A 26,627-nucleotide genomic window follows, 5' to 3' on the forward strand; every position below is an offset into this window, starting at 1 on the left:
CGCCCCTCGGGTCAGGCGGGCAGCGGGTTCAGGGTCAGCGGTTCGATCCGGCCCTCCAGCATGGCGCCGAGCCCCTGCACGGCACACACGTCGGGCCGCTCGGCGATGTTCACCGGCATCCCGGTGGCCTGCCGCAGCATCCGGTCGAGTCCGGGAAGCAGGGCGGAGCCGCCGACCATCATGATCCCGCGCTCGGCCAGGTCGGCCACCAGATCGGGCGGGCACTCCCGCAGCACCCGCCCGATACCGTCGAGCACGGCGGTCAGCGGGGTCTCGATCGCGTCGCGGACGGCGGCGGTGTCGACCTGTACGGAGCGGGGGAGCCCGGTGGCCACGTCCCGGCCGTGGATCTCGGTGGACATGAGCCCCGGCGAGGCGGCGCCGTCGACGGACAGGGCGAGCTGGAGCGGCCGCACGGACTGGCTGGGCAGCATCAGCTCGTGCGCATGACGCAGGTGCTGCACGATCGCGTGGTCCACGGCCTCGCCACCGACCGGGATCCGCTCGGCGGTCACGATCGAGCCGAGGGAGAGGACCGCGACCTGGGTGGCGGCGGCACCGCACACCATGATCATGGTGGCTTCCGGCCGTTCGACGGGCAGCCCGCAGCCGACGGCGGCGGCGATGAGCGTGTCGACGAGCTCGACGCGGCGCGCACCCAGGCCGACCAGCGTCTCGATCGTCGCGCGCTGCGCCAGCGGGTCGGCGTCGTGCGGGGTACAGGCGGCGGCGCGCAGCCGGGGCTTGCGGCGCAGAGTACGGCGGATCTTGTCGCCGAGCAGATGACGCAGCATGCGCTGCGCCATGTCGATGTCGACGACCGTGCCGCCGGACACCGGGCGCACGACGCGGATGTAGTGCGGGGTGCGGCCCGTCATCTTCTCGGCGAACTCACCGACCGCTATGAGCGCGCCGGTACGGGTGTTCACGGCGGCGGTGGACGGCTGGTCGACGACGAGCCCCTCCCCCTTCACGTACACCCGCGTCCTCGCCGCGCCGAGGTCGACGGCGAAGTGGCAGCGGCGCAGCTGCTCCAGACTGGCGGTCATGGCAGATCCTCCCGTGAGCGCGGGGCCGGGGGGCCGGCCGGGCGGCGGGCCTTCTCCAGCATCGTTTCCGGGCCGGGCGGGGGTCGCCTCCTGGAGGGGGCCGGGCGGGGTGCCGCCGAACGGGGGTTTCTCGGCCCGCGTACCGCGCGTCGGCGGGCTTCGGGAGGTTTCGGGAGGGTTCGCGGGGTGCGGGGCGGTGCCGGGCGGGGTGTCCGGGAGCGGGGACGGGGGACGGGGACGAGGGACGGGGGATGAGGGACGGGGGAGCACCTTCTTGGGAGGGGCGCGCCAGGACGCCTTCCTGGAGGAGGCCCGCCAGGACCCCGTCCTGGCGGGAGCCCGCCAGGACGCCATGCCGGCGTGAGCCCGCCAGGACGCCTGCCCGGAGGCCCCGCCAGGACGCCACGTCGGCGTGAGCCCGCCAGGACGCCTGCCCGGAGGCCCCGCCAGGACGCCATGTCGGCGGGAGCCCACCAGGAGGCCTTCCCGGGGGAGGCCCGCCAGGATCTACTCCGGTCCCACCACGCCCCGGATCACGCCCAGTTCCACCAGGTCCTGGGGGCGGATGCGGAGCTGGTTCGCGGTCGCCTCGGCGTCCTGCGGCGGCCGCTTGAGGATGGCGGCCGCCGGCTCCGGTGCGATGACCGAGAAGTAACTGTCCGGCACCGCCCAGGTGTTGCCGGGCGCGGCCAGCGCCAGCGCGCCGCCGGAGCCGCCCTCGCCGATCACCAGGGTGGTGACCGGCGTACAGGCGGCGGCCACCGCGCCGAACAGGTCCGCGATCGCGGCGCCCACCCCCTGCGCCTCGGCCTCGGCATCGTTGGCCGCGCCCGGGGTGTCCACCAGGGTCAGCACCGGTATGCCGAGCCGGTCCGCGAGCCGGATCAGCCGGGCGGCGGTGCGGTAGCCGGCCGGACGGGTCGCCGTGCCCGCCTGGGCGGCGTAGGCGACGGCCCGCCCCGCGTGCTCGCCGAAGCCGCACAGCATGCCCGCGTCCCGGCCGCCGCAGCGGTCCCCGCCGAGCGCGACCCGGTGCGTGAAGTAGGCGTCCAGATAGCTCGCGGCGCGCGGACGCCGGGCCGCGCGGGCCCGCCGTACCGCCTCCCAGCCGGTCGCCGGGAGATCCGCCGAGCCCAGCGCCCGCGGCACGGGTGCCGCCTCGGCCGACGGCGCCGTCAGCAGCCGCAGCCACCGCCCGAGCACCCCGCGCAGCTCCTCGGGCGCCACGACCGCGTCGGCGGCGCCCGCCGCCACCTGCGCCTCGGCCGTGTACGCGGCCGGGTCGGCGTCCGGCGGCCGCACCCGGGACCCCGCGAAGCCGACCTGGGCGCCGGGCAGCGCGAGGACCACGTCCGCGCCCGCGCCCAGCGTGGCCCAGCCGCCGCCCGTGGTCGGGTCCCGCAGCACGGCGATCTGCGCCAGACCGGCCGCCCGGGTGAGCGCCGACTGCCGGGCCACCCGCTGGAGCTGGGTCAGCGCGAACATGCCCTCCTGCATCCGGCTGCCGCCCGTGGCCACCAACGGCACGACGGGCAGGCGGTGTTCACGCGCATACGTGTACGCCGCCGCCAGCCGGTCCCCGGTGCGCTCGCCCAGCGAGCCGCCGAGGAAGCCGAACTCGAACGCGATCAGCACGGCCCGGGTGCCCTCGATGTGCCCGGTGCCGCAGACGACGGACTCGCTCTCGCCGGTGCGTGCCGTGGCGCGGGCCCGGGAGGCGTCGTAGCCCGGCCAGCCGAGCGGGCCGTCGGCCGGTGCGGACTCCCTTGCCGGGTGGGGGAGTTCGGTGAAGTCGTCGGTGACGAGCGCGAGGGTCGCCCGGGCCGTGCGGCCGTCGGTCATGACGGCAGCGCCCGCTTCATGATCTTCCCCATGTCGTTGCGGGGCAGGGCGTCCAGGTAACGGACCACCCGCGGCCGCTTGTGCGGGGCGAGCCGGGCCGCCACATGACCCGCCAACTCCTCGGCGGAGGGCGGCTCCTGGGGATCGGCCGGGACGATCCAGGCGACGACCCGCTCGCCCAGGTCGGCGTCCGGCTCCCCGGTGACGGCGGCCTCGCGCACCCCCGGATGCTCCAGGAGCGCGTTCTCGATCTCGCCCGCCCCGATCTTGTAACCCCCGCTCTTGATCAGGTCGGTGGCCTTGCGGCCGACGATCCGCACATACCCGTCGGCCTCGCGCACCGCCATGTCGCCGGTGCGGAACCAGCCGTCGGCGGTGAAGGCGGCCGCGGTGGCGTCGGGCCGGTTGAGGTAGGCGGTGAACAGGTTCGGGCCGCGCACCTGGATCTCGCCCACGCTCTCGCCGTCGTACGCGGTGAGCGCGGTCCCGTCCTCCTCGACGAGCCGCAGTTCGACCCCGGGCAGCGGCACCCCGACGGTCCCGGCCCGTGCCTCGCCGTCCGCCCGCACACTGGTGTTCATCAGCGTCTCGGTCATGCCGTACCGCTCGATCACCCGCCGGCCGGTCGCCGCCGCGATCCGCTCGTGGTCGTGCACGGGCAGCGCGGCGGAACCGGAGACGAGCAGCCGGGCCCCGGCCAGCGCCCCGGCCAGCGCGGGGTCGCCGGGCAGCGCCTCGGCGATGCGGTGGTACATCGTCGGCACCCCGAACAGCATGGTCGCGCCGGCGGTCAGCTCGCGCGCCACGCCGTCGGTGTCGAACCGGCCGAGATGCCGGAGCGATCCGCCGCGGCGCAGCGGGCCCAGGACCCCCAGCACCAGGCCGTGCACATGGAACAGGGGCAGTCCGTGCACCAGCACGTCGGCGCCGGTCCACTGCCAGGCGTCGGCGAGCGCGTCCAGGGTCGCGGCGATCGCGCGGCGCGGGATGACGGCGCCCTTGGGCGGGCCGGTGGTGCCGGAGGTGTAGACGATCAGGGCGGGGTCCTCGCCGGCCGCGTGACCGGCGGCGGGCTCGCCCGTCGCGCGCACGTCGACGTCGATCCGCGCCAGGCCGCCCACGGCGGGCGGGAGTTCGTCGCCGGGGGCGGCCAGCACCAGGGCCGGCGCGCTGTCGGACAGGATGTGCCCGAGCTCCTTCCCGCCGGATCTGGGGTTCAGCGGTACGGCGGCCGCACCGGCCAGCAGCACGCCCACGACCGCGACGGCCGTCTCCAGCGAGGGGGTCGCCCACACGGCCACCCGGCCCGCCCCGCGGATCCGGTCCCCGACGGCCGCGGCGGCGGAGGCGAGTTGCGCGTACGTCAGGCTGCGGTCGCCGAACCGGAGGGCGGTCCGTCCGTCCGGATCGTCCGTCAGGGCCGGGAAGAGGGAGGTCACGCGGTGCACTCCTGGTGGTGAGGGAACACGTCCGGGAACAACACCTCCGTTCCTACACCAGCGGTCCCCCGATCCGGTCCCGCCCACGACTTGACGTCGGTCACGCGCGGGCGAGCCGGGCGCCGACACCGGTCACCCGGGCGCGGCCGGCAGCGCCCGGGTGCCCACCACGCTGCTCAGGTCGGGTGCCAGGCGCAGTTCCACCGACCGCAGCGCCGGATGCTCCAGCCAGAGGCGGCGCGGCAGGTCGGGGCGGCCCTCGTGCAGCGGCGGCCAGGTCGTCGCCGGGGTGAAGTCGTCGACGACGACCGTGCCGCCGGGCGTCAGCAGCCGCTCCACGTCCGCCGCCGGACCGTCACCCTTGCCCTGTCCGCCGCCGTCCAGCACGAGCAGGTCGTACGGACCCCGCTCGCCGATCCGCTCCCAGTCGCCGGTGAGCACCTCCACCCCGGGCAGGTGGGCGAACAGCCCGGCGGCGACCCGGGCCCGCTCGGGGTCCCGCTCCACGCTGACCAGCCGTACGCCGTCGCCCGCGCCGGAGGCGAGCCAGGCCAGCCCGACCCCGAACCCGGTGCCGGTCTCCCCGATCGACCCCCGGGCGCCGCCCGCCAGGGCGTGCAGCAGGCGGCCCTGTTCGGGGCGGCAGGAGTACGGGAAGCCGTGGGCGCGGGCGGCGGCGACGGCCCGTTCCACGAGCGGGGGGAGGTGGCCGTGGGAGTCGTAGGCGCTCGTTCCGGCGATCGACATACGGCCGATCCTGCCGTGGTCGAGGCCGCTGCCGCCACCGGATCGGCGAGCGTCCCGGCGTGGTTCGGGCTCAGGCCGCCACCGGATCGGCGACCGTTCCGGCGCGGATCAGGCTGCTGCCGCCACCAGATCGGCGACCACGCAGCCGATGTTGTCCGGGCCGCCCGCGTCGTTCGCGGCGTCCACCAGGGCCCGTACGGCGTCGTCGGGATCGGTGCGTTCGGACAGCAGCCGCCGGATCCGGTCGTCGGGGACCACCACGGACAGGCCGTCGGAGCACAGCAGATAGCGGTCGCCGGGCAGCGCGTCCTCCAGCCGCAGGTCCGGCAGGGCCGGTGCGCCGCCCGACAGGACCTTCAGGAGCAGGGAGCGCTGGGGGTGGGCGGCGGCCTCCTCCGGCGTCAGCCGGCCCTCGTCGAGCATCGACTGGACCAGGGTGTGGTCGTGGGTGATCCGGAACAGTTCCCCCGCACGCAGCAGATAGGCGCGCGAGTCGCCTATGTGCACCAGCGCCAGCCGGGAGCCGGTCCACAGCAGGGCGGTGAGGGTCGTACCGGTCTCGTCCGTCGAGGACACCTCGTGCACGGCGCGGGTCGCGCTCTGTACGGCGTCCTCCAGCAGGTTGAGCACGCTCCCGGCGGGCACCTCCGCGGTGTCCAGGGCCTTCAGCGCCGCGACGGCGGCCCGCCCGGCCGGTCCGCCCGCCGGACCGAAGCCGTCGGCCACGGCGAGCAGCCGGGTGCCCGCGTAGGCGGTGTCCTGGTTGGCGGGCCGGACGCGGCCGCGGTCGGAGTGGGCGCAGTAACGCAGTTCCAGCATGACGGTGTCCTTCCTGGGCGGCTCGGGCGCCGCCGCGGCGAGATGGTCGGCGAGGAAGACGGCGAGGTCCCGCCGGGCCGCCGTCTCCGCCTCGACCCGCGCCCAGTAGGCGCGGATCTCGGCGGCGGCGTCCGCCGGGCCGAGGGCGCACACCCGGCGGATGCCGGCCAGCGGCATCCCCAGCCGCCGCAGCCACGCCACCAGTCGCGCCTGCTCCAACTGCGCCTGGGCGTAGTAGCGGTAGCCGGTCACCGGGTCGACCCGCGCGGGCCGCAGCAGCTCCAGTTCGTCGTAGAGCCGCAGCGCCTTCGGAGACAGCCGGGACGCCTTCGCGAAGGCGCCGATCGTCAGCAGGTCCATGTACATCCCGTCCGGATTCCCTCGGTCTTCCTGCCACCGATGCTGGGGGCTGCCCCAGGGTGAAGGTCAAACACCTTGTTCCGCAGCCGGGGCCGCCGGTTAGCCTGCGTGGGTTCGTCCGCCCCTTCAGGAGGGAATCCGCCGTGCCCCGCATCGCACTCGCCACCTACGACCCCGGCCCGGAGCCGGGCAAGGACAGCGACCTCCCGGTCCTGGTGGAGGCGCTGCGGGCGGCCGGGGCGCAGGCCGTCGCCGTGCCCTGGGACGACCCCGGCGTCGACTGGAGCGCCTTCGACCTGGTCGTCATACGCTCGACCTGGGACTACAGCTGGCGCGCGGCCGAGTTCGCGGCGTGGGTGCGCAGGTGCGACGCGGCGACCCGGCTGCTGAACCCCGCCGACGTCGTCCGCTGGAACGCCGACAAGCGCTACCTCGGGGATCTCGCGGCGGCCGGGGTGCCCGTCGTCCCCACCCGCTACCTCGCGCCCGGCGATCCGGCCGACCTCCCGGACGGCCACGAGTACGTCGTCAAGCCCACCTCGGGCGCCGGTGCGCGCTTCGCCGCCCGCTACACGCCCGAGGAGCGCGCGAGCGCCCTGCGGCACCTGGCCCGGATGCACGACGAGGGGCACACCGCCATGGTGCAGCCCTACGTCACCGGCATCGACGTCGGCGGCGAACGGGCGCTGCTGTACGTCGGCGGCCGGTTCCTGCACGCCAGCCGCAAGCAGCCGGTGCTGTCGCCCGGCACGGCCTACGACGCGGACAAGGTGGCGCACCCCGGCCTGGAGCCGTGGACCGCGACCCCGGCGGAGCTCGCCGTCGCCGAACAGGCGCTGGCCGCCGTGCCGGGCGCGCCCGGGCTGCTGTACGCGCGGGTGGACCTGGTGGACGGGGACGACGGTCGGCCCAGGGTGATGGAGCTGGAACTCGTCGAGCCGAATCTGTTCCTGTTCCTGCACCCGGGGTCCGTGGACCGGGTGGTGGACGCGGTGCTGGCGTCGGCCTGAGCGCTCCGTCGAAGCGGGGTGACGGGTCCGTGGGGCCGTCGGGGGCCGGGCGTGCCTCAGGGCGCTTGCGGGGCGGGCCGGGCCGTCGCGGTCCGCTGGAGCAGTCCCCAGGTGAACTCGGCGACGACCTCGTGCGCCGTCCCGTCCCGGTCGGGGGCCGTGAACGCCAGGCCCCACCGGGTGGGAGCCGTGCCCTGGAGCGGGCGGGCCGGGGCGAAGGCACGGGCGGCCTCGTCGACCGTGCAGGACCAGGGGGCGAGGTCCTCGACGGTGCGCAGCCCGGCGCCGGGCGCGCCCGGCGCCCGTACCAGCCACTCGTTCCACACCACCCCGTCGGGCGCGACGAGGACCTCGAAGCGCAGGTCGGGCCAGAGCGGCAGCGGCCAGAGCCGGGCCTCGCAGTCGAGGTCGCCGATCCTGCGGGCGACGGCGGACTCGGGCGGGCCGAGGACCGAGCGGTAGCGGGCGGCCGCGGAACGGGCCCGCGGGGAGCGCAGCATGGCCTGCCAGCGCTTGTTGGCCTCGCGCATGTCGGTGAGCGAGGCGCCCAGCAGCCGGCGGGCGTCGTCCACCAGGCCGGGGTTGTGGTCGGCCATGCGACGCAGCAGGACCAGCTGGAAGTCCGCGGCGGTGAAGGGGCCGGCGGGGGGCTTCGGGGACGGCATGGCACCCATCGTCGCGCACCGCCCGCACTCCCGGGAGTCCCGGCCATTGCCCGCGGAACCCCACTATGACTAGCCTATGTTCGCAATCCCGATCGACTGTTGAAATATCGAACGCCGATCGTGAACACCGCAGAACACCGCCGTGAACACCGCCGTGAACATCGTCATGAACACCGTCACCTAGTGAACCAAGGGAGGGGGCCGGTCGTGGGACGACTCGTACCTGCCGTGACCCGGGCTCTCGACATTCTGGAGCTCTTCCTCGACGGGGACGGGACGCTCTCCGCCCCCGACATCGTGCGCCGGCTCCAGCTGCCCCGTACCACCGTGCACGAGCTGGTCACCACGCTCGCCGCCCGTCAGTACATCGTGCCGGTGCCCGGTCAGCCCGGACGCTACCGGCTCGGGGTGCGCCCGTACCAGCTCGGCAGCCGCTACGCCGAGCAGCTCGACCTCGCCGCCGAGGGGCAGCAGGTCGCCCGGTCGGTCGCCGAGACGTGCGACGAGACCGTGCACGTGGCGATCCTGGAGGGCACCGACGTCATCTACATCGCCAAGGTCGACTCCACGCACGCCGTGCGCATGGTGTCCGCCGCCGGCCGCCGGCTCCCCGCCCACTGCACCTCCGTCGGCAAGATGCTGCTGGCCTCGCTGCCCGACGCCGAGCTCGACTCGCGCGTACCCGAGGACGCCGACCTCGTCGCGATGACCCCGAACAGCATCACCTCCCCGGCCGTGCTGCGCGAGGCCCTGGCGGAGATCCGCCGGCGCGGGGTCGCGGTGGAGAGCCGCGAGTCCAACCCGGACGTGAGCTGCGTGGCCGCGCCGGTGCGCGACCGGACCGGGCGGGTGGTGGCAGCGCTGTCCATCTCCGTACCGATGATCCGCTGGAGCGACGAGCGCCTGGCGGAGCTGGAACAGCTCGCCGCCAAGGGTGCCGTGGAGCTGTCGGAGCGCCTGGGCCACCGGAGCGTGGCATGACGGCGTACGAGGTGGCTGTCCGGGCGGAGGCGACGCTCGGCGAGGGCCCGACCTGGGACGCGGCGGCCGGCCGCCTGATCTGGCTGGACATCCTGGGCTCACGGATCCACACCTACGACCCCGCCTCCGGCCGCCGCACGGTCCGTACGACCCCGCAGCACGTCGGCGCGGTGAAGCCCCGCGCGGCCGGCGGACTGGTGCTGAACCTCAGGGACGGTGTCGCCCTGCTCGACCCGGACGGCACCCTCGGCTGGCTGCACCACGACCCCGTGCCCGGCCGCCGCGCCAACGACGCCGCCGTCGCCCCCGACGGCTCCCTGTGGGCCGGCACGATGCGCTACGACGAGGCGACGGGCGGCGGCACCCTGTCCCGGATCGCCGGCGACGGCACGGTCGAGACGGTCCTCGACGACGTGACGGTCAGCAACGGCACCGGCTGGAGCCCCGACGGCCGGCTGATGTACTACGTCGACAGCCCGACCCGCCGGATCGACGTCTTCGACCACGACGGCGGACGGATCTCGAACCGCCGCACGCTGGCGGAGATCGAGGCGGGCGCCGGCTTCCCGGACGGCCTCACGGTCGACGCCGACGGCTGTGTGTGGGTGGCCCTCTGGGACGGCGGCGCGGTCCGCCGGTACACCCCGTCCGGCGCCCTCGACCGGGTGGTCGCCCTGCCGACCCCGCGCATCACCGCCTGCGCCTTCGGCGGCCCGGACCTGACCGACCTCTACGTCACCACGGCGCGTACGGGCCTGTCGGCGCCGTCGGCACTCGCGGGCTGCCTGCTGGTGGTCCCGGGGGCGGGCAAGGGACAGCCGCACCCGGCATTCGCGGGCTGACCCGGCCCGCGGTCCGCGGCTCGCGGCGCGCGGCCGGTCGTGGGCCGATACGGTCCGCGGCCTGACGGCCGGTCGTGGGTCGGTACGGCTCGCGGCTCGCGGCCGGTCGTGGGCCGCGCAGGCCAGTGGTCCGTCAGCAGGTCGCAGGCCGGCGCGGTCCGCCAGTCGGTCGCGGCCGGTCGTGGGCCGCGCAGGCCAGTGGTCCGTCAGCAGGTCGCAGGCCGACGCGGCCCGCCAGCCGGTCGCGGCCGGTCGTGGGCCGAGCAGGCCCGTGGCCCGTCAGCAGGTCGCAGGCCGACGCGGCCCGCCAGTCGGTCGTGGCCGGTCGGTGGCCGACCCGGTTCGCGGCCCGTCGGCCGGTCGTGGGCCGGCGCGGTGCCCGGCGGTCAGACGGCCGGCTCCATCAGCCGGCGTTCCTCCCGCGTCAGCGGGGGGCCCGACAGCGGGGGCAGGAGGGGGCCGTTGAGGACCGCCAGGAGGGTGGCCGGCCGCAGCAGGCGGCCGGGGCCCGCCAACAGGCTCGTCACGTCCCACAGGGCCGCCGCCGCGCCGGGGGAGCCGGTCGCCGCCCGGGTCAGCCGCCGGGCGAAGCCGGTGACCACACGGTCGCCGAGGCCGGGCCGGGCGCCGCGGGTCCCCGGGTACCAGACGTCCTGGCCGACGGCCGCCGCCCAGGCCGCGTCGACCGGCCGGGCGGCCCCGCGCTGCACCCGGCGGGCCAGCCCGGCGGCGCCGACCCCGCCGGCCGCCAGCTCCCGGTGCAGCACCCGGGCACCGAGCGCCGCCACCGTCATGCCCTGTCCGTACGCCGGGTTGAAGGTGGCCAGCGCGTCGCCGAGCACGACCAGGCCCTCGGGCCAGTCGCGGACCTTCTCCAGGTACCGGCGGTCGTTGCGGGTGCTGCGGCTGAGGTGCACGTCGGTGAGGGGTTCGGCCGCGGCGATCAGCCTGCCGACCACGGGGTGGGGCAGGTCGAGGGCGTAGCGCAGGAAGCCCTCCGGATCGGCGGGCGGTTCGCCGCCGCGGGTGCCGCCGAGGCTGACCATCCAGCGGCCGCCCTCGATCGGCAGGATCATCCCGCTGCGGCCCGGCCGGGACACGTACGGGTCGGCCTGGACGACCGTCATGGGGAAGCGTTCGGCGCCCTCGGGGGCGCGGTACACCCGGGTGGCGTTGACCAGGCCCGTGTCCACGGTCCGTTCCCGGACGCCGGTCACCCCCAGCCCGCCCAGCCAGTGCACCACCCGTGACCCGCGGCCGCTCGTGTCGACGACGAGGTCCGCGGCGAGGTCGGACTCGCCGGCGTCCTCGGCGCCCTCGGTGGCCACGCGTACGCCGGTCACCCGGCCCGCGTCGCCGAGCAGGTCCACGGCCCGGCCTCGGCGGATCACCACCCGCGGGTCCGCCGCCACGGCGGCCCGTACCACCCAGTCCAGCAGCGCCCGGCTGCACGCGATCAGTCGGGGGCCCTCGTCCTGCCAGCGTTGGAGCCAGCCCTCGGAGGTGAGCGCCACCATGTCCCGGCCCAGGGAGAGTTCGTGGGCGCCCGCGGCGAGGAGCTGCTTGCGTATGCTCGCGCCCGGCACGACCTCCTCCATCGCGGCCAGACCGCCGGCCATCAGGACATGGGAGTGGCGGCCCTGGGGCAGGCCTTTGCGGTGGGCGGGTCCTTCGGGCAGCTCGTCGCGCTCCAGCACGATCACTTCATCCGCGCTGGTGGACAGCGCGGCCGCGGCCAGCATGCCGGCCAGGCCGGCACCGATGACGACAGCTCTGCGCGTCATGGGGCTCCTCAGGGTCGGTCGGGGGTCGCCGTCACGGTACCTTCACGTACCGCGGTGACAGGTGTTGATCGGGTGAACTCCCGAGCCAGCTCGACCAGTTCGGTCAGCCCGCTGGTCCCGGAGGCCCTGGTGGCCCGCAGCCGGTACCCGCTCGGCACGTCGAAGGGCCGCGACCGCGCGGCGGCATGGCGCGCGGCGGCGGCGAGCATGGCCGCCTCCGCCGCGACCCGCGCCCGGTGCGGGGTGCGGCCCGCGCGCAGGGCGCCGTCGAGGGCCCGTTCCCGGACCCGGTCGTCGAAGTAGGGGGCCAGCGTCAGCAGCGCGTCGTGGATGGCGACCTCGCGCCACTGCAACCGCTCCCGCGGCAGCCGCCACCAGGAACCGGGCGGTGGCGGGGCGGTGGAGGCGAACCGCAGCGCCGACCACAGCGGCGCCAGCGTCCGCAGGTCGCGCAGGCTGTGCCAGTGCGCGGCGACCGAGGGCCCGAGGCGGGGCAGCACGAACCCCACGGAGCAGGTCAGCGCGCCGAGCGAGGCCATCGGCGGGGCGACCGTGGTGGACAGGAAGTCGAGGTCGTGGCCCGTCCAACGTGCCGCGACCGCCGTGTACTTGGTCAGCTGGAAGCCCACCAGGTCGAGCATCGAACCGATGAGGATCAGCCGCAGTCCGGTCCGCAGCAGCCCGGTGACCTCGCGTCCCCACTTGACGCCCACCGCGCACAGCCCGACGGTCGCGACGCTGTGCCCGGCCAGATAGAGCACGATCATCTCGCGCATGTACGGCGTGCCGGCGTAGTAGGTGTCGAGGTCGGTGAGCCGTTCCACGGGCGCGTCCGCCAGCGTGAACAGCACGACGAGGGCGACGATCAGCGCCGCGTAGGCGGCGATGGCCCGCAGCACCATGCGCCGGACCAGCTCGCGGGGCCCGCCGCGCCAGTTGATCAGCAGGACGAACAGGGAGCAGCTGTAGGCGGAGAGCATGCCGTAGGTGAGCGGGGCGCCGAAGTTGGGCACGCCGGTGAGGCCGTTGACGGCGGCGAGGGTCAGCGGGGCCGAGCAGACCAGGACGAGCGAGGCGAGGCCGAGGGCCGCGCACGTCGACACGGTCAGCGGGTTGCGCACGGCCCGTACGCCCGCGCGCGGCCGGCGGAACAGCACCGCGCCGGACAGCGCGAGGCCGACGGCGGCGACGTAGACGACGACGCTCATGCGCTGCCCGAGGTGGTCGCGCCGCACACCCGGGCGGCCGCGACGAGCGGCGAGGAGGCGAGAGCGTCGGCGATCCGCACGAGCGCGTCCGGGCCGGGCGTGCGGTCCGCGATCCAGCCGGTCCCGGCGGCCTGCGCGAGCAGTCCGGCCCGGTGCTCCTCCTCCCGTACGGCGACCGTGATGACGGCGGCCCAGGCGACCGCCTCGGCCTGCTCGGGATCGCCGCCGGTGTCCGCCAGCGCGGCCTCGCGGGTGCGGTCGTACAGCCCCCGGTCGAAGAGCGCGTCCAGGTGGCCGAGCGCGTTGTGGATGCTGGTCCGGCGCCAGAGCAGCAGGGTGCCGGGGGAGGACCAGCGGGGCCGGGGCAGCCGCAGCGCGCGGCGGGTGAGGACGTCGTCGAGCTCCCGCTCCAGCGGTTCGAGCCGGGCGTACGCCCGCCGGGAGCTGCGCCACTGGGTCAGCCAGGGGCCGAGCAGCGGGATCAGGATGCCGGTGACCGTCGTCAGCGCGCCCAGTCCGGCGGCCGCCGGCGAGACGGTCGTACCCAGTCCCGACCAGTCCCGCCCGCACCAGCGGGCCGCCACCGCGGCGAGCTTGCTCACGCTGTAGCCGGCGTTGCACAGCGTGCCGATGCCGAGCGTCACCAGGCCCGCGCGCAGCCAGCCGCGCACCTGACGGGCCCAGCTCAGGGACGACACCATGGTCACGACCGCGGCGACGAGATGCCCGACCAGGTAGAGCACGATCATCTCGGCGATGAACGGGGTCGTCGCGTAGTAGGTGTCCAGGTCGGTACGGCGTTCCACGGGCGCGTCGCCGAGCGCGAACGTCCCGGCGATGCCGACCAGGACGCAGGTGTACGCCACCACCCAGCGGCGGGTGGTGCGGTGCACGTGCGGGCCGCCCCGCCAGTACACGATCAGGATCAGGGCGGCGGCGCTGTACGCGGTGATCGACGCGTACGTCAGCGGGGCGGCGAGGTTCGGCACCCCGCTGATCCGGTTGACGGCGCCGACCGTCGGCGGGGCGCCCAGGAAGAAGCAGGCGCCGGCCAGACCCAGCACGACACAGATGGCCCGTAGATAGGGGTCCCGGCGGTGCCGCACCAGGTCGGGGGCCTTGACCACCAGGCCCAGCCACAGCACCCCACAGCTCACATAGTTGATCAGGCCGCTCATCCTCGTGTCCCGCGGTAGTTGAGGGCGGCTCCGATGCGCCCGGACAGATCGTGGGTGCCGTTGCTGTCGGCGGCGTACACGGAGTCGGCGGGCGCCTCCAGCCAGGTGCGCAGCCGACGGCCCATCAGCATGCCGAACTGGTCGGCCTCCTGCTCGTCGGCGAGGCTGAAGTCGGTGCGGGCCGCGACGAGTCGGGGGCCCTCGCCGTCGACTCCCTCGTCCGCGCCGTCCGTTCCCTGCCGGTGCATGTGCCACACCTCGTGACAGAAGATCACTATCTGGTGCCAGACGGCGGCCCGTTTGTCGATGACGACGTCGTCGTGGGTGCGCCCGTCCAGCCACAGCCCGCTGGCGGTGTGCGGCGGGAAGACCCGCCGGTGCACGACGACCTCCCGGCCCCGCCACTGGCTGACCGACTCCACGAGCGCGTCGAAGAGGTCCCCGGGGTCGGCCGGGATCGGGATCCGGATGGGATCGATGAGCGTGCCGGCCAGCCGGCGCATCTCCCGCTTCGTACGCACCGTCGAAATATGCCGGGAAAGACCCCGCTTCAGCTACCCCACCTCCGGTGCGGAAATCGGCGGCCCGCCCGCCCGGGCGCCCGCCGGCGCCGCCGCCCGGGCGCGCACCGCGTCGATGTCCTCGGGTCTGCGCAGCTCCCGTGACACGGCCCCGATCCCCTGGAGCAGATCGGTGGCGTCCGCGTCGTCGGCGCTGCCGTCCCCGTCCGGCCGCCCCCGGGAGCCCTCGACGGCGTCCAGGATCGCCACCGCGGCGGCCAGCGCCTCGGCCCGCCGCGGCGGGAACCCGAGGGCGCGGGCGGCCTCGTGGGCCCGTCCGCGCAGCTCCATGTCGATGTGCCGGGCCAGCGGCAGCAGCACGTCGCGGATGAACGTCTCGCGGCGGGTCAGGCGCAGTTCGGCCGTGCCGCGCGGCAGCCGGGGCACCCCGCCGCCGGCGACGGAGCGGGTCAGCAGGTACAGCGGCCGCAGCTCGCGGTGGGCGAGCCGGAGCCGCCAGCGGTCGTGCAGATACTGGCCGACGTGCGGCAGGATGAAGCCGACCGCGATCGCGATCGCCGACAGACAGGCCACCGGCGGAGCCACCCCGGTGCTCAGCAGGTCGAGGTCGTGTCCGGTCCAACGGGCCACGACGGCGGCGGACTTGGACACGTCGAAGATGAGGTTCAGGCCGTAGCCCGCACCGAGGAACGTCAGCCCCCAGCGCAGCCAGGCGTCCAGCCCGTCGGTGCGCACCCAGTTCCACAGCAGCCGGGACGTGATCAGCACCGCCACGGCGTGCGCGAGCAGATAGAGCACGATCATCTCGCGCATGTACGGCGTGTTGGCGTAGTAGGTGTCGAGGTCGGTGATCCGCTCCACCGGCGCGTCCGCCAGCGCGAACAGCACCCACAGCGCCACGATCACGCCCGTGTACCCGAGGACCACCCACCGCATGGCGCGCCGGGTCTCGGCCGAGCGGTCGGACAGGCCGTTGCGCCAGGCGATGATCAGCAGCAGACAGGACCCGCAGAACGCGGTGAGCAGCGAATACACCCAGGGCGCGGAGATGTTCGGCACGCCGGTGATCCGGTTGGTCCAGGCGATCGTCGACGGCGCCACGAACACGAACACCGAACAGGCGAGCAGCAGCAGCCCGCCCACGGCCCGCAGCAGCGGGTCCTTCCACAGCCGGATGATCGTGGGCAGCTTGATCAACAGGGCGACCGTCAGCACCGCTGTGGGGATCCAGAAGGAGATGGAGAAGCCACTGCCGCCTGCCATCCCGCCTCCTTCCCCGCCTTCCCCCGGCACCCGCCGCCCCACGGCCGGTTCGAGGTTACGCGCCTGGAAGTGTCCGCGTCATGTCGTCCTCCGGCCGTTGTCGGCCACCGAACCACCCCTGTTCTGGCCGGAGTCCGACGTCGGAGCCTGCCCCGGGCGGCCGCCGCGCGCTCGTGCGCGCAGGCTGTCGCGCCCACGACGACACCCCACAATGGGGGCATGAGGATCTCGGCACGGGCGGACTACGCGGTACGGGCGGTTCTCGAACTCGCCGTACGCCACGACGGGGACCCGGTGAAGGCGGAGACGATCGCCGCCGCGCAGGACATCCCGCACAAGTTCCTGGAGGGGATCCTCGGCGATCTGCGGCGCGGCGGGATCGTCGACAGCAGGCGCGGCGGGGGCGGCGGTTACCGGCTGGCCCGGGACGCCCGCGCCCTCACCGTCGCGGACGTGATCCGCGCGGTCGACGGCCCGATCGTCTCGGTGCGCGGCGAACGCCCGACCGACCTCACCTACACCGGCTCCGCACAGCCGCTGCTGCCCCTGTGGATCGCCCTGCGGGCCAATGTGCGCAAGATCCTGGAGGGCGTCACGATCGCCGACATCGCGGCGGACGCGCTGCCGGAACCGGTACGCGAGCTCGCGGCGGAGCCGGCGGCGTGGGAGAACCCGTGAACCGGTAACTGCGCTGTGGCGCACGGCAGTTCACCGAGAGGGCCGCAAGTGCGGGCGGAGGCCCGCGGCGCAGGGCGTGACGGAAGTGAACCTCTTCACAGGAGCTTCACTTCCTGACGTGTGCCCATTTCTTGATCATGCCATTGACCAGGGACGATTGCCGATGCTAAAAGATGCCTTACACATCTTCTTTACATAGCTCACACATTTCCGGGGGGCCACGGAGCCTCCCGGCCGCTGTGTGGTGCCGTGCCGAACGTGGGGGGATCCATGGAGAGCTGTCCGGGCTGCGTGACGGCCGCCGCCGAGGCGCGCTTCTTCTGCCGTCAGTGCGGCAGGACCGTCCAGGGCCAGGCGGCCGCCCCTGTGCAGGCGGCCGCCACTCCACCGCCTGCGCCGCAGGCTGTTGCTCCGCCGGTGCCGCAGCCGGTCGCTCCGCCTGTGCCGCCGCAGCCCGTTGCTCCGCCCGTGCCGCAGACGGCTCCGGAACCCGTTTCCGAGACCCCGCCGGCCCCGGCCGCCACACCCGCGACGCCTGCCCCGGCCGAGGTTCCCGACCCGCCCGCCGTGCCCGCGCCGGTCGCTGTCGCCGTACCGGATGTTCCGCCCGCGCCGGTGGCCGTGGACCCGGCCGAGGTGCCGTCCGCCCCGCCCCGCAGGCGGCTGTGGCTCACCACCGGTGCGGTGGCGGCGGTGGCGGCGTCGCTCGTCGCCGGATTCCTGCTGGGCAACGGCGGTACGACGTCGTCCGGTCAGGCGTCGGACGCGAAGCCGCGGGCCGACGTGGCGTCACCGCCGGCCGCCCCGGAGGCGAACACGCTCCGGGACGACGGGGACGCGTACACCGGGGACGGCGCGGCCGCGACGGACGGCACCGACGATTCCGTGGTGCACGCGGACAGCACGATTAATCCCAGCAACCGGCTCTTCCCGACCTACGCGACCTCGGACTGCGTCCTGCCCGACCAGCCGGACAGCAAGGGTCGGTACTTCTCCTACGAGCCCGGGAACGCCATCGACAAACTGGACGAGACCGCCTGGCGATGCGGTCGGCGGACCGGGCGGCTGTCCCTGGAGCTGGACGGTGCGACCCGGCTGACCAACGTCGGCCTGGTTCCCGGCTACACCAAGACCGACCCCAACGGTACGGACTGGTTCTACAAGAACCTGACCGTGACGAAGGCGCAGTGGACGTTCTCGCTGAACGGACAGGTGGTCGCCCAATACACAGAGGTGATCGACGAGCCCGACGAGGTGATGGAGTGGATCGACCTGCCGTCGATCGTCACCGCGGACAGCGCGACCGTCGACATCGTCGAGACGGGCAATCCCGGCGCCCGTGACAAGTACATCGCGATCAGCAGCATCGGCCTGGCGGACGACAGCAACTTCTGATCCCCGGCCGCTTTTCCGACCCGACCAGGACAAGGAACACCACGACCATGACCACTCCGGCCTTCGCGGCCCAGGCCGAATCGCTCTCCAACGCGACCTACGCAGGCAGCCGGCTCCAGTTCGAGACCGAGGTCGACGAGAAGCTCTCCGGCGTAGTAGCCCCTTCCGACCTCCAGGCGTTCCTCAAGCGAGCGCGCTGGGCGTTCATGGCGGCCGTGATCCTCGGGATTCCCCTCGCGCTGATCCTGGCACTGATGACGGGCGACGTGAGCGGGGCGTACCTGGCCCTGATCGTGCCGGTGGTGGTCTCGCTGGCCACGTTCTTCATACCCAACCGTCAGGGCCTGTCGGAGTGGCAGCTGGTCGTCGACGGCAAGGGGGCCGCCGCGGACTCCGCCTACGGTGTGATCTACCAGGTCATCAGGGCCCGTCAGCTGCCCGTCACGGTGGTGCCGCGCCGGTTCCGGACGGCGCACGACCCCACGATCAAGAACTTCCTGGTCATCAGCGACCGCGAGTACCAGGCCTACGTCTCCGTCTTCGCGTACGGCACCGGTCTGTACGTGGGCTGGTCCCTGTGGAGCAGCCGGCGCCCCATCTCGATGTTCGTCCGCTTCCTCAAGGACTCCCTCTCCAGCCCCTTCAAGGGCCAGGCCGAGTTCAAGGGGCAGATCTCCTCGCAGCGGGCGCGGGCGCTGCGCGAGGCCGTCCACTCGGCGGTCCGGGAAGGCGTGGACGCCGCCAACCACGATCTGCACGTCCCGCTGACCCAGACCTTCGGCCACGACATCCCGGTCGAGACCGTCAGCGTGCCCCAGGCCGCGGTCGCGGCCGTTCCGGTCGCGGCGGCCCCGGTCGCAACGGCTCCGGCGGCCTGGCCCGCCCCGTTCCAGGCGCCCGCCCCGGCAGCCCCGCCGGCCCCGGCCGCCCCGCCCGCCCCGTGAGCGCAGGTTCCGTAGCGCCCGCCCAGGTCCGGCAGGCCGCCACGGTGACCGCCCCCGCGGCACCGCACGGCCACTGGGCCTGGGCCGGGCTGCGGCTGACCGCCGCCCGTGATCTCACCCGCAGCCACGAGTACGCCGAACTCCCCGAGGACCAGCGGCTGGCCCGTGCCGTCCGGGAACAGGCGGACTTCCTCGCGGGACGGCTCGGCGCCCCGGCCGGTTCCGTACTGGAGCTGCGCTGGCTCTGGGACCCCGCGGCGGGCCGGCTCCAGGCCCATCTGCTCACCCGGGTCCGGGCGTTGGACCATGCGGCGGCGGACGCGGCGGCCCGTGCCGAGGCGGAGCGGCTCGCGCTCACCGCGCCGCACGTGCTGACCGAACCGCTGGACCACAACGAACTGCGCGCGGTGATGGTCCCGTTCACCGCCGCTCCCGGCGGTGCCGCCGAGATCCGCCGACGGCTGTTCACCGAGACCCCCAACCGGCCCGACGCCGGGGTGCGCTTCTACACCGCCACCCAGCCGTTCGCCGGTGCCTCGCGGCACTGGGAGGGCCTGCTGACCGCGATCACCGCGCACCCGCACCCGCTGGCACTGAGCGTCGCCCTCACCCCCGTGGCGGTACCGGCCTCGCTGCGCACCGCCGTCGCCCACTGCGCCACCGCCTACCGACGCCTGGCCACCGACGGCGAGTTCGAGTTCGGCTCGCTCTACCACGGCAAGGTCAAGCTGACCGCGGACGCCTTCGCGGTGCGCGCCGAGCAGCTGTACGCCGACGCCGGGCGACGCTATCTGAGCGACGCGTTCCGGATGCGGCTGTCCTGCTGGTCGCCCATGCCCTTCGACGACTCACTGCCCTCGCTGGCCGGCGAGACCGTCTCGCGCGGCGCGCCGTCGGCCTCCGACGGCCGGCTGGACCCGGCCGCCCTGGGACCCGCCTACCGGCTGGTGCGCCCGGCCGACCCCGCGCAGGCCGCCGTCTTCGCCGGGAACACCGGATGGCTGGACTCCACCCTGTGGGGCGACGACGGCGGCTGGGCGCAGGCGATGCCGCCCGCCCTGCAACCGCTCGAATGGCTGGCCGACCTGGAGGAGGCGAGCGCGGTCCTCCGGCTGCCGCTGGCCCTGAACGGGTACGTGCCCGGCTTCCCCGTCCAGGCCGTGGAGCAGGCGACGACCCTGGCGTACTCGCCCCAGGGGCCGCATGTCGTGCTCGGACACGCGACCGACGGCCGGACCGGCAAGCCCCTCGGTGTCGAACTGGACGACCTGACCCGGCACTCGCTCATCGTCGGGGGCAGCGGCTCCGGCAAGACCAACTCGACGCTGGCGCTGTGCCGTCAGCTCTGGGCGGACCATCGGGTCCCGTTCACCGTCCTGGAGCCGGTCAACACCGACCACGACGACTACCGGTGGCTCGCCACCCTCCCCGGCTTCGAGGACATGCTCGTCCTGACGGCCGGCGACGAGGAGACCGCCCCGCTGCGCCTGAACCCCTTCGAGGTGCCGGCCGGGGTCCGGATCTCCACCCACGCGGGCAATCTGCTGGACTGCTTCGACGCGGCCTTCGGCCTGTGGGACCCGCTGCCCTTCCTCTACCGTACGGCGCTCACCGACGTGTACCGGCGCAAGGGACTGGACGTCAACGCCACCGCGCGCGGTGACGAGGAGTGGCCGGTGCTGGCCGACTTCGTCGACATCATGGAGAACGTCGCCGACGGCTACGACTACGCGGGCGAGGCACGCGCCAACATCGTGGCCGCCTCCCGGCTGCGCGCGCGGTCGCTGGCCGAGGGGGCCTGCGGGCCGGTGCTGTCGGCGCCCCGCTCCATGCCGATCGGCGAGCTGCTCAGCCGCCCGGTGGTGGTGGAACTCGCCTCGCTCGGCGACGCCCAGCAACAGGCGCTGGTGATGGCGCTGCTCCTGAACGCGATGACCGAGCACTACAAGGTGCACCGGGACTCCTCGCGGCTGGCGCACGTCACGCTGGTCGAGGAGGCCCACCGGCTGCTGCGGCGGCCGCAGCCGGGTGCGGGGTCGGCGAAGGAGGGCGACGCCACGGCCAGGGCGGCGGAGGCGTTCGCCAACACCCTCGCGGAGAACCGCAAGTACGGGGAGGGTCTGGTGGTGATCGAACAGGATCCCTCCAAGCTGATCCCCGACGCGTACAAGAACACGGCGCTGAAGATCGTCCATCAGCTCAAGGCGGAGGAGGACCGGCGGCTGGTCGGCGACACGATGCTGATGAGCGACGACCAGCGCGACCACGCCGCCGTGCTGCCGAAGATGTCGGCGTACGCGGCACACTCGCGCATCGACCGTCCGGTCCTGGTGGAGGTCCCCGACGTACGGGCCGAGGACGCGGCGCGGCTGGGCGTCGAACGGGCCCCGCTGGCCGGCCGGGAGGAGCTCGCCCGCAGGCACGCCCGGTGGGCCGAGGCCTCCCCGGTCGTCGCGGAGTCGTTGCGGCCGCAGGCGCCGTGCGGGTTCTGCCCGGTGAGCTGCTCCCTGGAGTTCCTGGCGGGACGGGCGGCCGGACAGGGCGCGGGCTTCGCGCAGTTGATGGCGGAGGGCACCGCGGAGCGTTTCGCGGTCGCCTGGTGGCGGCGGCTGGCCGCGTACCTGGACGGGACCGGGGAGCCGGTGCGACCGCGGCACATCCCGCCGGGCGACGCCCACTGGCGGGTCGCCCTGCTGCGGGCGGTCCACGCCACGGCGTATCCCAAGGCGCTGGGTGATCCCGCGCACGCGGTCCGGGCGGCCGAATGGGTCCGCCAGTTCCGCCGGTATCTCGACAGCCCGGCGGGCCGGGCCGCCGCCCTGAGGGAGGGGAGCTGACCGTGTCGGAGCAGTCGTGGGTGACCGGGCCGGCCGTCGAGTCGACGGAAGCGGAAGCGGAAGCCGCGGCCGAGGCGGCGGGAGCGAGGGCGGACGCGGAGGCCAGGGCCGAGGCGGAGCTGCCCGAGCCGATGGAGTTCGACTTCTCCGAACAGGCGGAAGCCGGGGAGGAGTTCGGGGAGGAGCTCCTTGAGGAGGCCGAGGAAGAGGTCGAAGAGGAGGTCGAGGAGGAGTTCTGGGAAGAGGTCGAGGAAGAAGTCCAGGAGGAGTTCGAGGGGTCCGAGGGGTCCGAGGAGGACGCCGAGGCGAGCGCCGAGGCGAGCGCGGAGGCGAGCGCGGAGGGCGGGGCGGACGCGAACGCCGAGTCGGACGCCGAGACGGGGCCGAATGCCGAGACCGGAGCCGGGGCCGAGGCGGGTGCCGGGGGGCCGGCCGAGCTGCCCGACCCCTTCAAGCTGCTGAAGGACATCGACTTCGAGTTCGGCTTCAAACTGGACGACAAGGGGCTGACGTTCTCGGCGGGCGCCTCGGTGGAGGTGGCCGACGGAGTCAGGATCGGGGTCGAGACGGAGCTGCCGATCACTCCTCCGACTCCCCCGAAGGGCTGACCTCCGCGGAGGTCAGCCCTGGCGGGACTTCCCCCGGGCCGCTCGGTCGAGCGCCCGGGACACCGCGTCCGTGTCCTGTCCCAGCAGGGCTTTCTCCAGGCTGTGGTCGGCATGGCGGCCCATGCGCTCGCCCTCGGCGAAGCCCGCGGTGCCCAGCACCCGGCCGCACCATTCCCCGTTGCCGACGGTGTGACCGTCGAACGGCACGACCGCGCCCTCGCCGAGGGACACCCAGCCGCCCTCCTCCCAGCGCAGGGCGAGGACGTAGGTGTGGCCGGGCAGCACGCGGGGCGCGTCACCGGTCAGGACGTCGACGCGGGTGGCGGCGTCGGAGCGCGGGATCTTCCAGCCGGGGGCGACGTAGTCGACGGTGGGGCCGGGGGAGGGGTGGGTCCGGCGCCCGGAGGTGAACACGACCGATTCCCGGGTCAGTCGGACGGTGCGCTCCACCTGGTACCGGTACGCCCCGAGGGCCAGTTCCTGCCGGTCGCTCTCCCACTCGCGCGTCGCGCGTCCGACGATCACGACATCGGCGTTGTCGACCCAGTCCTGTGCGCTTTCGGACGGATACCGATTGACCGGAAGACCGCACCCGTTGATGGTGTCCAGGCCATTCCAGCCGACCAGCACACCGGCCACGACACCGGCGGCGGCGAGTGCCGCGACGACGGAACGGCCTGTCATTACCGGCGGTAAGGGGTTTCTTCGCATTTGTTGATCTTGTAGGGATCCGGCCTGTCCGGCTGTGGCGGAAGCCATACCTCCAGTCACAGTCATGTCACAGAGAGGCATTCCGGTTGGCTGGAGTTGGGGCTGACCGCCGTGTCCCCCGGGCGCCTACGATGCCACCGCCCCGGCCTTCACAGCGTACTCATGGTTTCTCCACAGGCCGGGCGTGCGCGTGCCACCCCCCACTGAACGAACCGAACAATTAGGAGAACCATGTCCGTTGGACTCCTGCTCAGCGGAGCGGCCGCCGCCGCGCTGCTGACCTCGGCGCTTCCCGCGCAGGCATCCTCTCCCGTGTTCACCGACCCGCCCCCGGACAAGATCGTCATCACGGTCGCCACGGTGAACGGCTCCGGCTGTCCCCAGGGCACCACCGCGGTCGCCGTCTCCGAGGACAACACCGCCTTCACGGTGACCTACAGCAACTACCTCGCCCAGGCCGGCGGCAACTCCGACCCCACGGCGTTCCGTAAGAACTGCCAGCTCAACCTGGTCGTCCACGTTCCGCAGGGCTTCACGTACGCCATCGCCAGCGCCGACTACCGCGGCTTCGCCGCGCTGGAGTCCGGTGCGAGCGCCACCCAGCGGGCCTCGTACTACTTCCAGGGCTCCCCGGCCACGGCGTACCGCAGCCACCCGTTCAGCGGCCCCCTGAACGACAACTGGGAGGCCACCGACAGCACGGACTGGGCCCAACTGGTCTGGGCGCCCTGCGGGGTCCAGCGCAACTTCAACATCAACACCGAGATCCGGGTGAACGCCGGCACCTCGGCGCCCGGCAAGGTCAGCTTCATGACGATGGACTCGACCGACGGTGACATCAGCACGGTCTACCACATGGCCTGGAAGGACTGCGCGGCGTCCTGACCCGGACCGGGGGGTCGCACCGCCCCCCGACGGGTCGGACCCTGGGTGACCTCGGCCGGCCGAGGTCACCCAGGGCTTTCGGGTGGGGGGAGTGCCGGTTACTGCTCGACGCCCAGGGTGAGGGTGCCGGCGTAGCCGGAGGAGGCGGAGCTGCCCAGGGCGGTGAGGGTCAGGAGGCCGGACGCGGCGCCTCCGCCGTCGTAGATCGAGTCCTGGGTGAGGGTCGTGCGGGTGACCTTGTTGGTCGAGTACGGCGAGATCTTCGCCATCGCGGTCGTCACCGTCTCGCTGAAGAAGAGCTGGCCGGTGTGCAGTTCCTTGCCGCCGGTGAACGAGCCGTCCGAGGTGAGCGTGACGCCGGTGTGCACCTTGACGTGGATGTGCACGCAGCGGCCGCGGTACCAGCCCGGGTAGATCGTGGTGACGGCGGCGAGGCCGCTGGAGTCGGTGAGCACTCCGCCGCGCAGGAAGGTGCCGTCGTCGGGTTCGCTGTGGCCGTTGTTGCCGACGAACCCGGAGTACTCGCCGAGCGCGTCGCAGTGCCAGATCTCCACCAGCGCGTTGGACAGCGGGGCGCAGGTGTCGTCGTCCACGACGGTGAGCGCCAGCTTGAGCGGGGCGCCGGCCTTCCCTTCGGTGACGTCGGCGCGGACGTACTGTCCGTCGAGGTAGTAGGGGCCTTCGGTCATCTCCTTCGTGAGGGTGCAGACAGCCGCGGCGGCCGCGGGGGCCAGGCCGGGTGCGGCTTGCGCAGTGGGGGACTCGGACGCGACGGCCGCACCCACGGCCAGCGTCGCGGCGGTGACGCCCGTGGCCATCAGCACGGTACGGCGTCCGATGCGGGTTCCTGTTTCCTCAGGGGTGTCTGTCATGAACACGGCACCGTAGGGAGGGAAGCTGTCGGAGCCCTGTCGGACGGCTGTCAGTTCCGCAAAATGACGGTCCGTCAAGTGTCTTGTGAGCCGCGTGCGACCCCGGCCGCGCGACCGTACGGGCGCCACCGGCGGCGGCCTCCGGAGCACCGGCCGGCCCGTCGCGTACTGAACGGGCCGGCCGGCTCGCCGGTCGGGGCCGGGCTCAGCCCGTCTGGCCCATGCCCGCCGCGTTCGGCCAGCTCTGCGCCTGGGGCCAGCCCGTCGCCGGGGCGGGGGAGAGGCCGTTGGTGCCTCTGACCTGGGCCGCGGTGAGACCGCCGCGGGCGGGGACCCCGGGCGGGGTCGGGCCGGCCGGCCCGGGAGCCGGTGCCGGGACGGGCATCTGTGCCGAGGCCGGGAGCTGCGCGGGGTACGCGGCGGGGGCCGGCGCCGCCATCGGCTGCGGGAACTGCTGCGGAGCCGGCTGCGGGAACTGGGCCGGGACCGGCTGCGGGACCGGCGCGGGGATCTGCTGGGGAGCCTGCTGTGGGATCTGCTGCGGCATCTGCTGAGGCGCCGCCGCCTGGGCCGCCACCGGCATCGGCGTTCCCGCGCCCATGGACTGGCCGGCCATCGCCTGGGCGGCGAGCCCCGGCATGCCCGCCCCGTTCGTGGCACCGACGAGCCGGTCCACCGCCGCCGTGCCCGAGCTGTAGCCGGTCCCTGTGGCGAGCTCGGGCACGGCGGCTCCCTTCCTGGTCCCGTAGAGCACCTGCTCCAGGCCGGTGACCAGGCGACGCACGTCGACCTGGGGGCGCACCACGAGACGCAGGAAGCGGCTGGACGAGCCGACCTTGTTGCCGCACTCGCGCACCAGGATCCGGTGCTCGGTGAGCATCCGGTCGCGCACCACGGTGCCCTCGGCGCCGACGGGAAGGCGCACGAAGAGGAAGTTGCCCTGCGAGGGGTAGACCGTCAGACCGGGCAGCGCGGCGAGCTGGGCGGCCATGTCCAGACGGTCGCGGCGCACCTGCTGCAGGCTCTGCATGTACTCGGTGCCGTGCTCCTTGAGCATGAACACCACGTGCTCGGCGAAGGAGTTGAGGTTCCACTTGGGCAGCATGGAGCGGACCTTGCCGGCCAGCGACGGGTTGGCGACCAGATAGCCGAAACGGATGCCGTGCAGGCCGAAGTTCTTGCCCAGGCTGCGCAGGACGACGACGTTCGGGCGCAGCATCGCCTCCTGGACGACACTGGGTTCCGCCTCCGCGTCCGCGAACTCCAGGAAGGACTCGTCGATGACGACCAGGTCCAGGTCGGCCATCGCGTCCATGAACTGCACGAGCTGCTGCTTGTGTAGGAAGCCGCCGTCGGGGTTGTTCGGGTTGCAGATCACCGCGACCCGGGTGCCGCGCTCGCGGATGAACTCGGCGTACTGCGCCAGGTCCAGGACGAACCCGTTGGACTCCTGGAGCGGGAACATGTCGACGCGCTTGCCGGTCTCCATCGGCTGGTCGGTCCAGCGGCCGAAGGTGGGGACGGGGACGGCGAGGGACTCGCGGACCAGCAGGTGGTCGATCCAGGTGATCAGCTCGGTGGAGCCGTTGCCCATGGCCACGCACTGCGGCGGCAGCTGGAGCAGGTTGCACAGCTCGCCGGTGATCGTGTCGGCGCTGCTCGGGTAGTACGTGATGATGTCCCGCAGCCGGGCGGCCATCTCGTCGAACATCGCGGGTGTGGGGAAGTACGGGTTGCAGGGTATGCAGAAGTCCACGGGCCCCGATCCGTCGCCCTCCCGCGTCAGCGCCGCCATCGAGGGGCTGTGCGCCGCTGTGCTGCGGAACAACGAGGTGACGTTGTCGGCCATGGATCCTCCATATGGGGCGGGCCCGGAGGGGACGTCCGGGCCCGTCGTCATTGGGTGGCCCGCGCGGGGGAGCACGGGCCACCCTTGCATACGGATTTCTGGGAGGCGCTGTTCAACTCTGGTGAAAGAAGTGTGACTTC

Annotated in this window: 23 protein-coding genes; 9 read left to right on the forward strand and 14 right to left on the reverse strand. The window is 73.8% G+C overall.

From position 1 onward, the window contains the following. Positions 1-11 precede the first annotated feature (11 nt). The 5 genes from ACZ7OY_RS03080 to ACZ7OY_RS03100 all read right to left on the reverse strand — a co-directional run bounded on the left by ACZ7OY_RS03080 (position 12) and on the right by ACZ7OY_RS03100 (position 6,256). Positions 12-1,049 (reverse strand): rod shape-determining protein, encoded by a 1,038-nt coding sequence (locus tag ACZ7OY_RS03080; protein ID WP_471909751.1) that lies wholly within the window; start codon positions 1,047-1,049, stop codon positions 12-14. A 507-nt stretch (positions 1,050-1,556) separates the two neighbouring features. Continuing rightward, complete coding sequence (locus ACZ7OY_RS03085) at positions 1,557-2,891, reverse strand: carboxyl transferase domain-containing protein (RefSeq protein WP_471909752.1); 1,335 nt, start codon at positions 2,889-2,891, stop codon at positions 1,557-1,559. Continuing rightward, positions 2,888-4,330, reverse strand: coding sequence for an acyl-CoA synthetase (locus ACZ7OY_RS03090; protein ID WP_471909753.1), 1,443 nt, complete (start codon positions 4,328-4,330; stop codon positions 2,888-2,890). Before ACZ7OY_RS03090 ends, ACZ7OY_RS03085 begins: the two co-directional genes overlap by 4 nt. 132 nt (positions 4,331-4,462) lie before the next feature. After that, positions 4,463-5,077: an O-methyltransferase gene (locus ACZ7OY_RS03095; protein ID WP_471909754.1), complete on the reverse strand. Its 615-nt coding sequence runs from the start codon at positions 5,075-5,077 to the stop codon at positions 4,463-4,465. Positions 5,078-5,185: 108 nt separating this feature from the next. Then, positions 5,186-6,256 (reverse strand): MerR family transcriptional regulator, encoded by a 1,071-nt coding sequence (locus ACZ7OY_RS03100; protein ID WP_471910366.1) that lies wholly within the window; start codon positions 6,254-6,256, stop codon positions 5,186-5,188. A 143-nt stretch (positions 6,257-6,399) separates the two neighbouring features. On the opposite strand from ACZ7OY_RS03100, the gene ACZ7OY_RS03105 reads away from it, so the two are divergent. Beyond that, complete coding sequence (locus ACZ7OY_RS03105) at positions 6,400-7,266, forward strand: ATP-grasp domain-containing protein (RefSeq protein ID WP_471909755.1); 867 nt, start codon at positions 6,400-6,402, stop codon at positions 7,264-7,266. Between the two features lie 56 nt (positions 7,267-7,322). On the opposite strand, the gene ACZ7OY_RS03110 is transcribed toward ACZ7OY_RS03105, so the two are convergent. Further along, complete coding sequence (locus tag ACZ7OY_RS03110; protein ID WP_471909756.1) at positions 7,323-7,931, reverse strand: hypothetical protein; 609 nt, start codon at positions 7,929-7,931, stop codon at positions 7,323-7,325. Positions 7,932-8,138: 207 nt separating this feature from the next. Between ACZ7OY_RS03110 and ACZ7OY_RS03115 the strand changes: the two genes are divergently transcribed. Together ACZ7OY_RS03115 and ACZ7OY_RS03120 are read left to right on the forward strand one after the other, a co-directional pair. After that, a complete protein-coding gene (locus tag ACZ7OY_RS03115) occupies positions 8,139-8,912 on the forward strand; it encodes an IclR family transcriptional regulator (protein ID WP_471909757.1) in 774 nt (257 codons plus the stop codon). Beyond that, complete coding sequence (locus ACZ7OY_RS03120) at positions 8,909-9,754, forward strand: SMP-30/gluconolactonase/LRE family protein (RefSeq protein WP_471909758.1); 846 nt, start codon at positions 8,909-8,911, stop codon at positions 9,752-9,754. Before ACZ7OY_RS03115 ends, ACZ7OY_RS03120 begins: the two co-directional genes overlap by 4 nt. Positions 9,755-10,140: 386 nt before the next feature. Here ACZ7OY_RS03120 and ACZ7OY_RS03125 read toward each other — a convergent pair whose 3' ends face one another. The 5 genes from ACZ7OY_RS03125 to ACZ7OY_RS03145 are packed head-to-tail and all read right to left on the reverse strand — an operon-like array spanning position 10,141 to position 15,708. After that, on the reverse strand, positions 10,141-11,538 hold the full coding sequence (locus tag ACZ7OY_RS03125) for an FAD-dependent monooxygenase (protein ID WP_471909759.1): 1,398 nt from the start codon (positions 11,536-11,538) through the stop codon (positions 10,141-10,143). 8 nt (positions 11,539-11,546) lie between these two features. Next, positions 11,547-12,746 (reverse strand): MAB_1171c family putative transporter, encoded by a 1,200-nt coding sequence (locus tag ACZ7OY_RS03130; RefSeq protein ID WP_471909760.1) that lies wholly within the window; start codon positions 12,744-12,746, stop codon positions 11,547-11,549. Then, positions 12,743-13,924, reverse strand: coding sequence for an MAB_1171c family putative transporter (locus tag ACZ7OY_RS03135; RefSeq protein WP_471909761.1), 1,182 nt, complete (start codon positions 13,922-13,924; stop codon positions 12,743-12,745). The genes ACZ7OY_RS03130 and ACZ7OY_RS03135 overlap by 4 nt, the downstream gene beginning before the upstream one ends. Then, complete coding sequence (locus tag ACZ7OY_RS03140) at positions 13,921-14,445, reverse strand: toxin (protein WP_471909762.1); 525 nt, start codon at positions 14,443-14,445, stop codon at positions 13,921-13,923. The genes ACZ7OY_RS03135 and ACZ7OY_RS03140 overlap by 4 nt, the downstream gene beginning before the upstream one ends. Positions 14,446-14,478: 33 nt before the next feature. Further along, entirely contained in the window at positions 14,479-15,708 is a 1,230-nt protein-coding gene (locus tag ACZ7OY_RS03145; RefSeq protein WP_471909763.1) for an MAB_1171c family putative transporter, read from the reverse strand. 219 nt (positions 15,709-15,927) lie between these two features. Here ACZ7OY_RS03145 and ACZ7OY_RS03150 point away from each other — a divergent pair, with 219 nt between their 5' ends. From ACZ7OY_RS03150 to ACZ7OY_RS03170, 5 genes are all read left to right on the forward strand, one after another. Continuing rightward, positions 15,928-16,386, forward strand: coding sequence for an RrF2 family transcriptional regulator (locus ACZ7OY_RS03150; protein ID WP_471909764.1), 459 nt, complete (start codon positions 15,928-15,930; stop codon positions 16,384-16,386). A gap of 468 nt (positions 16,387-16,854) precedes the next feature. Beyond that, a complete protein-coding gene (locus ACZ7OY_RS03155; RefSeq protein ID WP_471909765.1) occupies positions 16,855-17,781 on the forward strand; it encodes a hypothetical protein in 927 nt (308 codons plus the stop codon). A gap of 47 nt (positions 17,782-17,828) precedes the next feature. Beyond that, the gene (locus ACZ7OY_RS03160; protein ID WP_471909766.1) at positions 17,829-18,725 is read left to right on the forward strand and encodes a hypothetical protein; all 897 of its coding nucleotides are present in this window, start codon (positions 17,829-17,831) and stop codon (positions 18,723-18,725) included. Next, positions 18,722-21,562, forward strand: coding sequence for an ATP-binding protein (locus ACZ7OY_RS03165; protein WP_471909767.1), 2,841 nt, complete (start codon positions 18,722-18,724; stop codon positions 21,560-21,562). Before ACZ7OY_RS03160 ends, ACZ7OY_RS03165 begins: the two co-directional genes overlap by 4 nt. A 2-nt stretch (positions 21,563-21,564) precedes the next feature. After that, on the forward strand, positions 21,565-22,170 hold the full coding sequence (locus ACZ7OY_RS03170; protein ID WP_471909768.1) for a hypothetical protein: 606 nt from the start codon (positions 21,565-21,567) through the stop codon (positions 22,168-22,170). Positions 22,171-22,182: 12 nt separating this feature from the next. Here the strand turns inward: ACZ7OY_RS03170 and ACZ7OY_RS03175 are convergent, their stop codons facing one another. Further along, a complete protein-coding gene (locus ACZ7OY_RS03175) occupies positions 22,183-22,854 on the reverse strand; it encodes a hypothetical protein (protein WP_471909769.1) in 672 nt (223 codons plus the stop codon). Positions 22,855-23,112: 258 nt separating this feature from the next. On the opposite strand from ACZ7OY_RS03175, the gene ACZ7OY_RS03180 reads away from it, so the two are divergent. Beyond that, a complete protein-coding gene (locus ACZ7OY_RS03180) occupies positions 23,113-23,766 on the forward strand; it encodes a DUF4360 domain-containing protein (protein ID WP_471909770.1) in 654 nt (217 codons plus the stop codon). Between the two features lie 98 nt (positions 23,767-23,864). On the opposite strand, the gene ACZ7OY_RS03185 is transcribed toward ACZ7OY_RS03180, so the two are convergent. Beyond that, on the reverse strand, positions 23,865-24,638 hold the full coding sequence (locus ACZ7OY_RS03185; protein WP_471909771.1) for an intradiol ring-cleavage dioxygenase: 774 nt from the start codon (positions 24,636-24,638) through the stop codon (positions 23,865-23,867). A gap of 205 nt (positions 24,639-24,843) precedes the next feature. Next, complete coding sequence (locus tag ACZ7OY_RS03190; protein WP_471909772.1) at positions 24,844-26,487, reverse strand: pyridoxal phosphate-dependent aminotransferase; 1,644 nt, start codon at positions 26,485-26,487, stop codon at positions 24,844-24,846. Positions 26,488-26,627 lie beyond the last annotated feature (140 nt).

It is taken from the genome of Streptomyces sp. NPDC107559 (genome assembly GCF_055657365.1).

Excerpts from the sequence above, each read along its gene's own strand:
- ACZ7OY_RS03080 (WP_471909751.1), bottom strand. The coding sequence starts at position 1,049 with ATGACCGCCAGTCTGGAGCAGCTGCGCCGCTGCCACTTCGCCGTCGAC.
- ACZ7OY_RS03085 (WP_471909752.1), bottom strand. The coding sequence starts at position 2,891 with ATGACCGACGGCCGCACGGCCCGGGCGACCCTCGCGCTCGTCACCGAC.
- ACZ7OY_RS03095 (WP_471909754.1), bottom strand. The coding sequence starts at position 5,077 with ATGTCGATCGCCGGAACGAGCGCCTACGACTCCCACGGCCACCTCCCC.
- ACZ7OY_RS03100 (WP_471910366.1), bottom strand. The coding sequence starts at position 6,256 with ATGGACCTGCTGACGATCGGCGCCTTCGCGAAGGCGTCCCGGCTGTCT.
- ACZ7OY_RS03110 (WP_471909756.1), bottom strand. The coding sequence starts at position 7,931 with ATGCCGTCCCCGAAGCCCCCCGCCGGCCCCTTCACCGCCGCGGACTTC.
- ACZ7OY_RS03120 (WP_471909758.1), top strand. The coding sequence starts at position 8,909 with ATGACGGCGTACGAGGTGGCTGTCCGGGCGGAGGCGACGCTCGGCGAG.
- ACZ7OY_RS03125 (WP_471909759.1), bottom strand. The coding sequence starts at position 11,538 with ATGACGCGCAGAGCTGTCGTCATCGGTGCCGGCCTGGCCGGCATGCTG.
- ACZ7OY_RS03130 (WP_471909760.1), bottom strand. The coding sequence starts at position 12,746 with ATGAGCGTCGTCGTCTACGTCGCCGCCGTCGGCCTCGCGCTGTCCGGC.
- ACZ7OY_RS03135 (WP_471909761.1), bottom strand. The coding sequence starts at position 13,924 with ATGAGCGGCCTGATCAACTATGTGAGCTGTGGGGTGCTGTGGCTGGGC.
- ACZ7OY_RS03145 (WP_471909763.1), bottom strand. The coding sequence starts at position 15,708 with ATGGCAGGCGGCAGTGGCTTCTCCATCTCCTTCTGGATCCCCACAGCG.
- ACZ7OY_RS03150 (WP_471909764.1), top strand. The coding sequence starts at position 15,928 with ATGAGGATCTCGGCACGGGCGGACTACGCGGTACGGGCGGTTCTCGAA.
- ACZ7OY_RS03160 (WP_471909766.1), top strand. The coding sequence starts at position 17,829 with ATGACCACTCCGGCCTTCGCGGCCCAGGCCGAATCGCTCTCCAACGCG.
- ACZ7OY_RS03175 (WP_471909769.1), bottom strand. The coding sequence starts at position 22,854 with ATGACAGGCCGTTCCGTCGTCGCGGCACTCGCCGCCGCCGGTGTCGTG.
- ACZ7OY_RS03180 (WP_471909770.1), top strand. The coding sequence starts at position 23,113 with ATGTCCGTTGGACTCCTGCTCAGCGGAGCGGCCGCCGCCGCGCTGCTG.
- ACZ7OY_RS03185 (WP_471909771.1), bottom strand. The coding sequence starts at position 24,638 with ATGACAGACACCCCTGAGGAAACAGGAACCCGCATCGGACGCCGTACC.
- ACZ7OY_RS03190 (WP_471909772.1), bottom strand. The coding sequence starts at position 26,487 with ATGGCCGACAACGTCACCTCGTTGTTCCGCAGCACAGCGGCGCACAGC.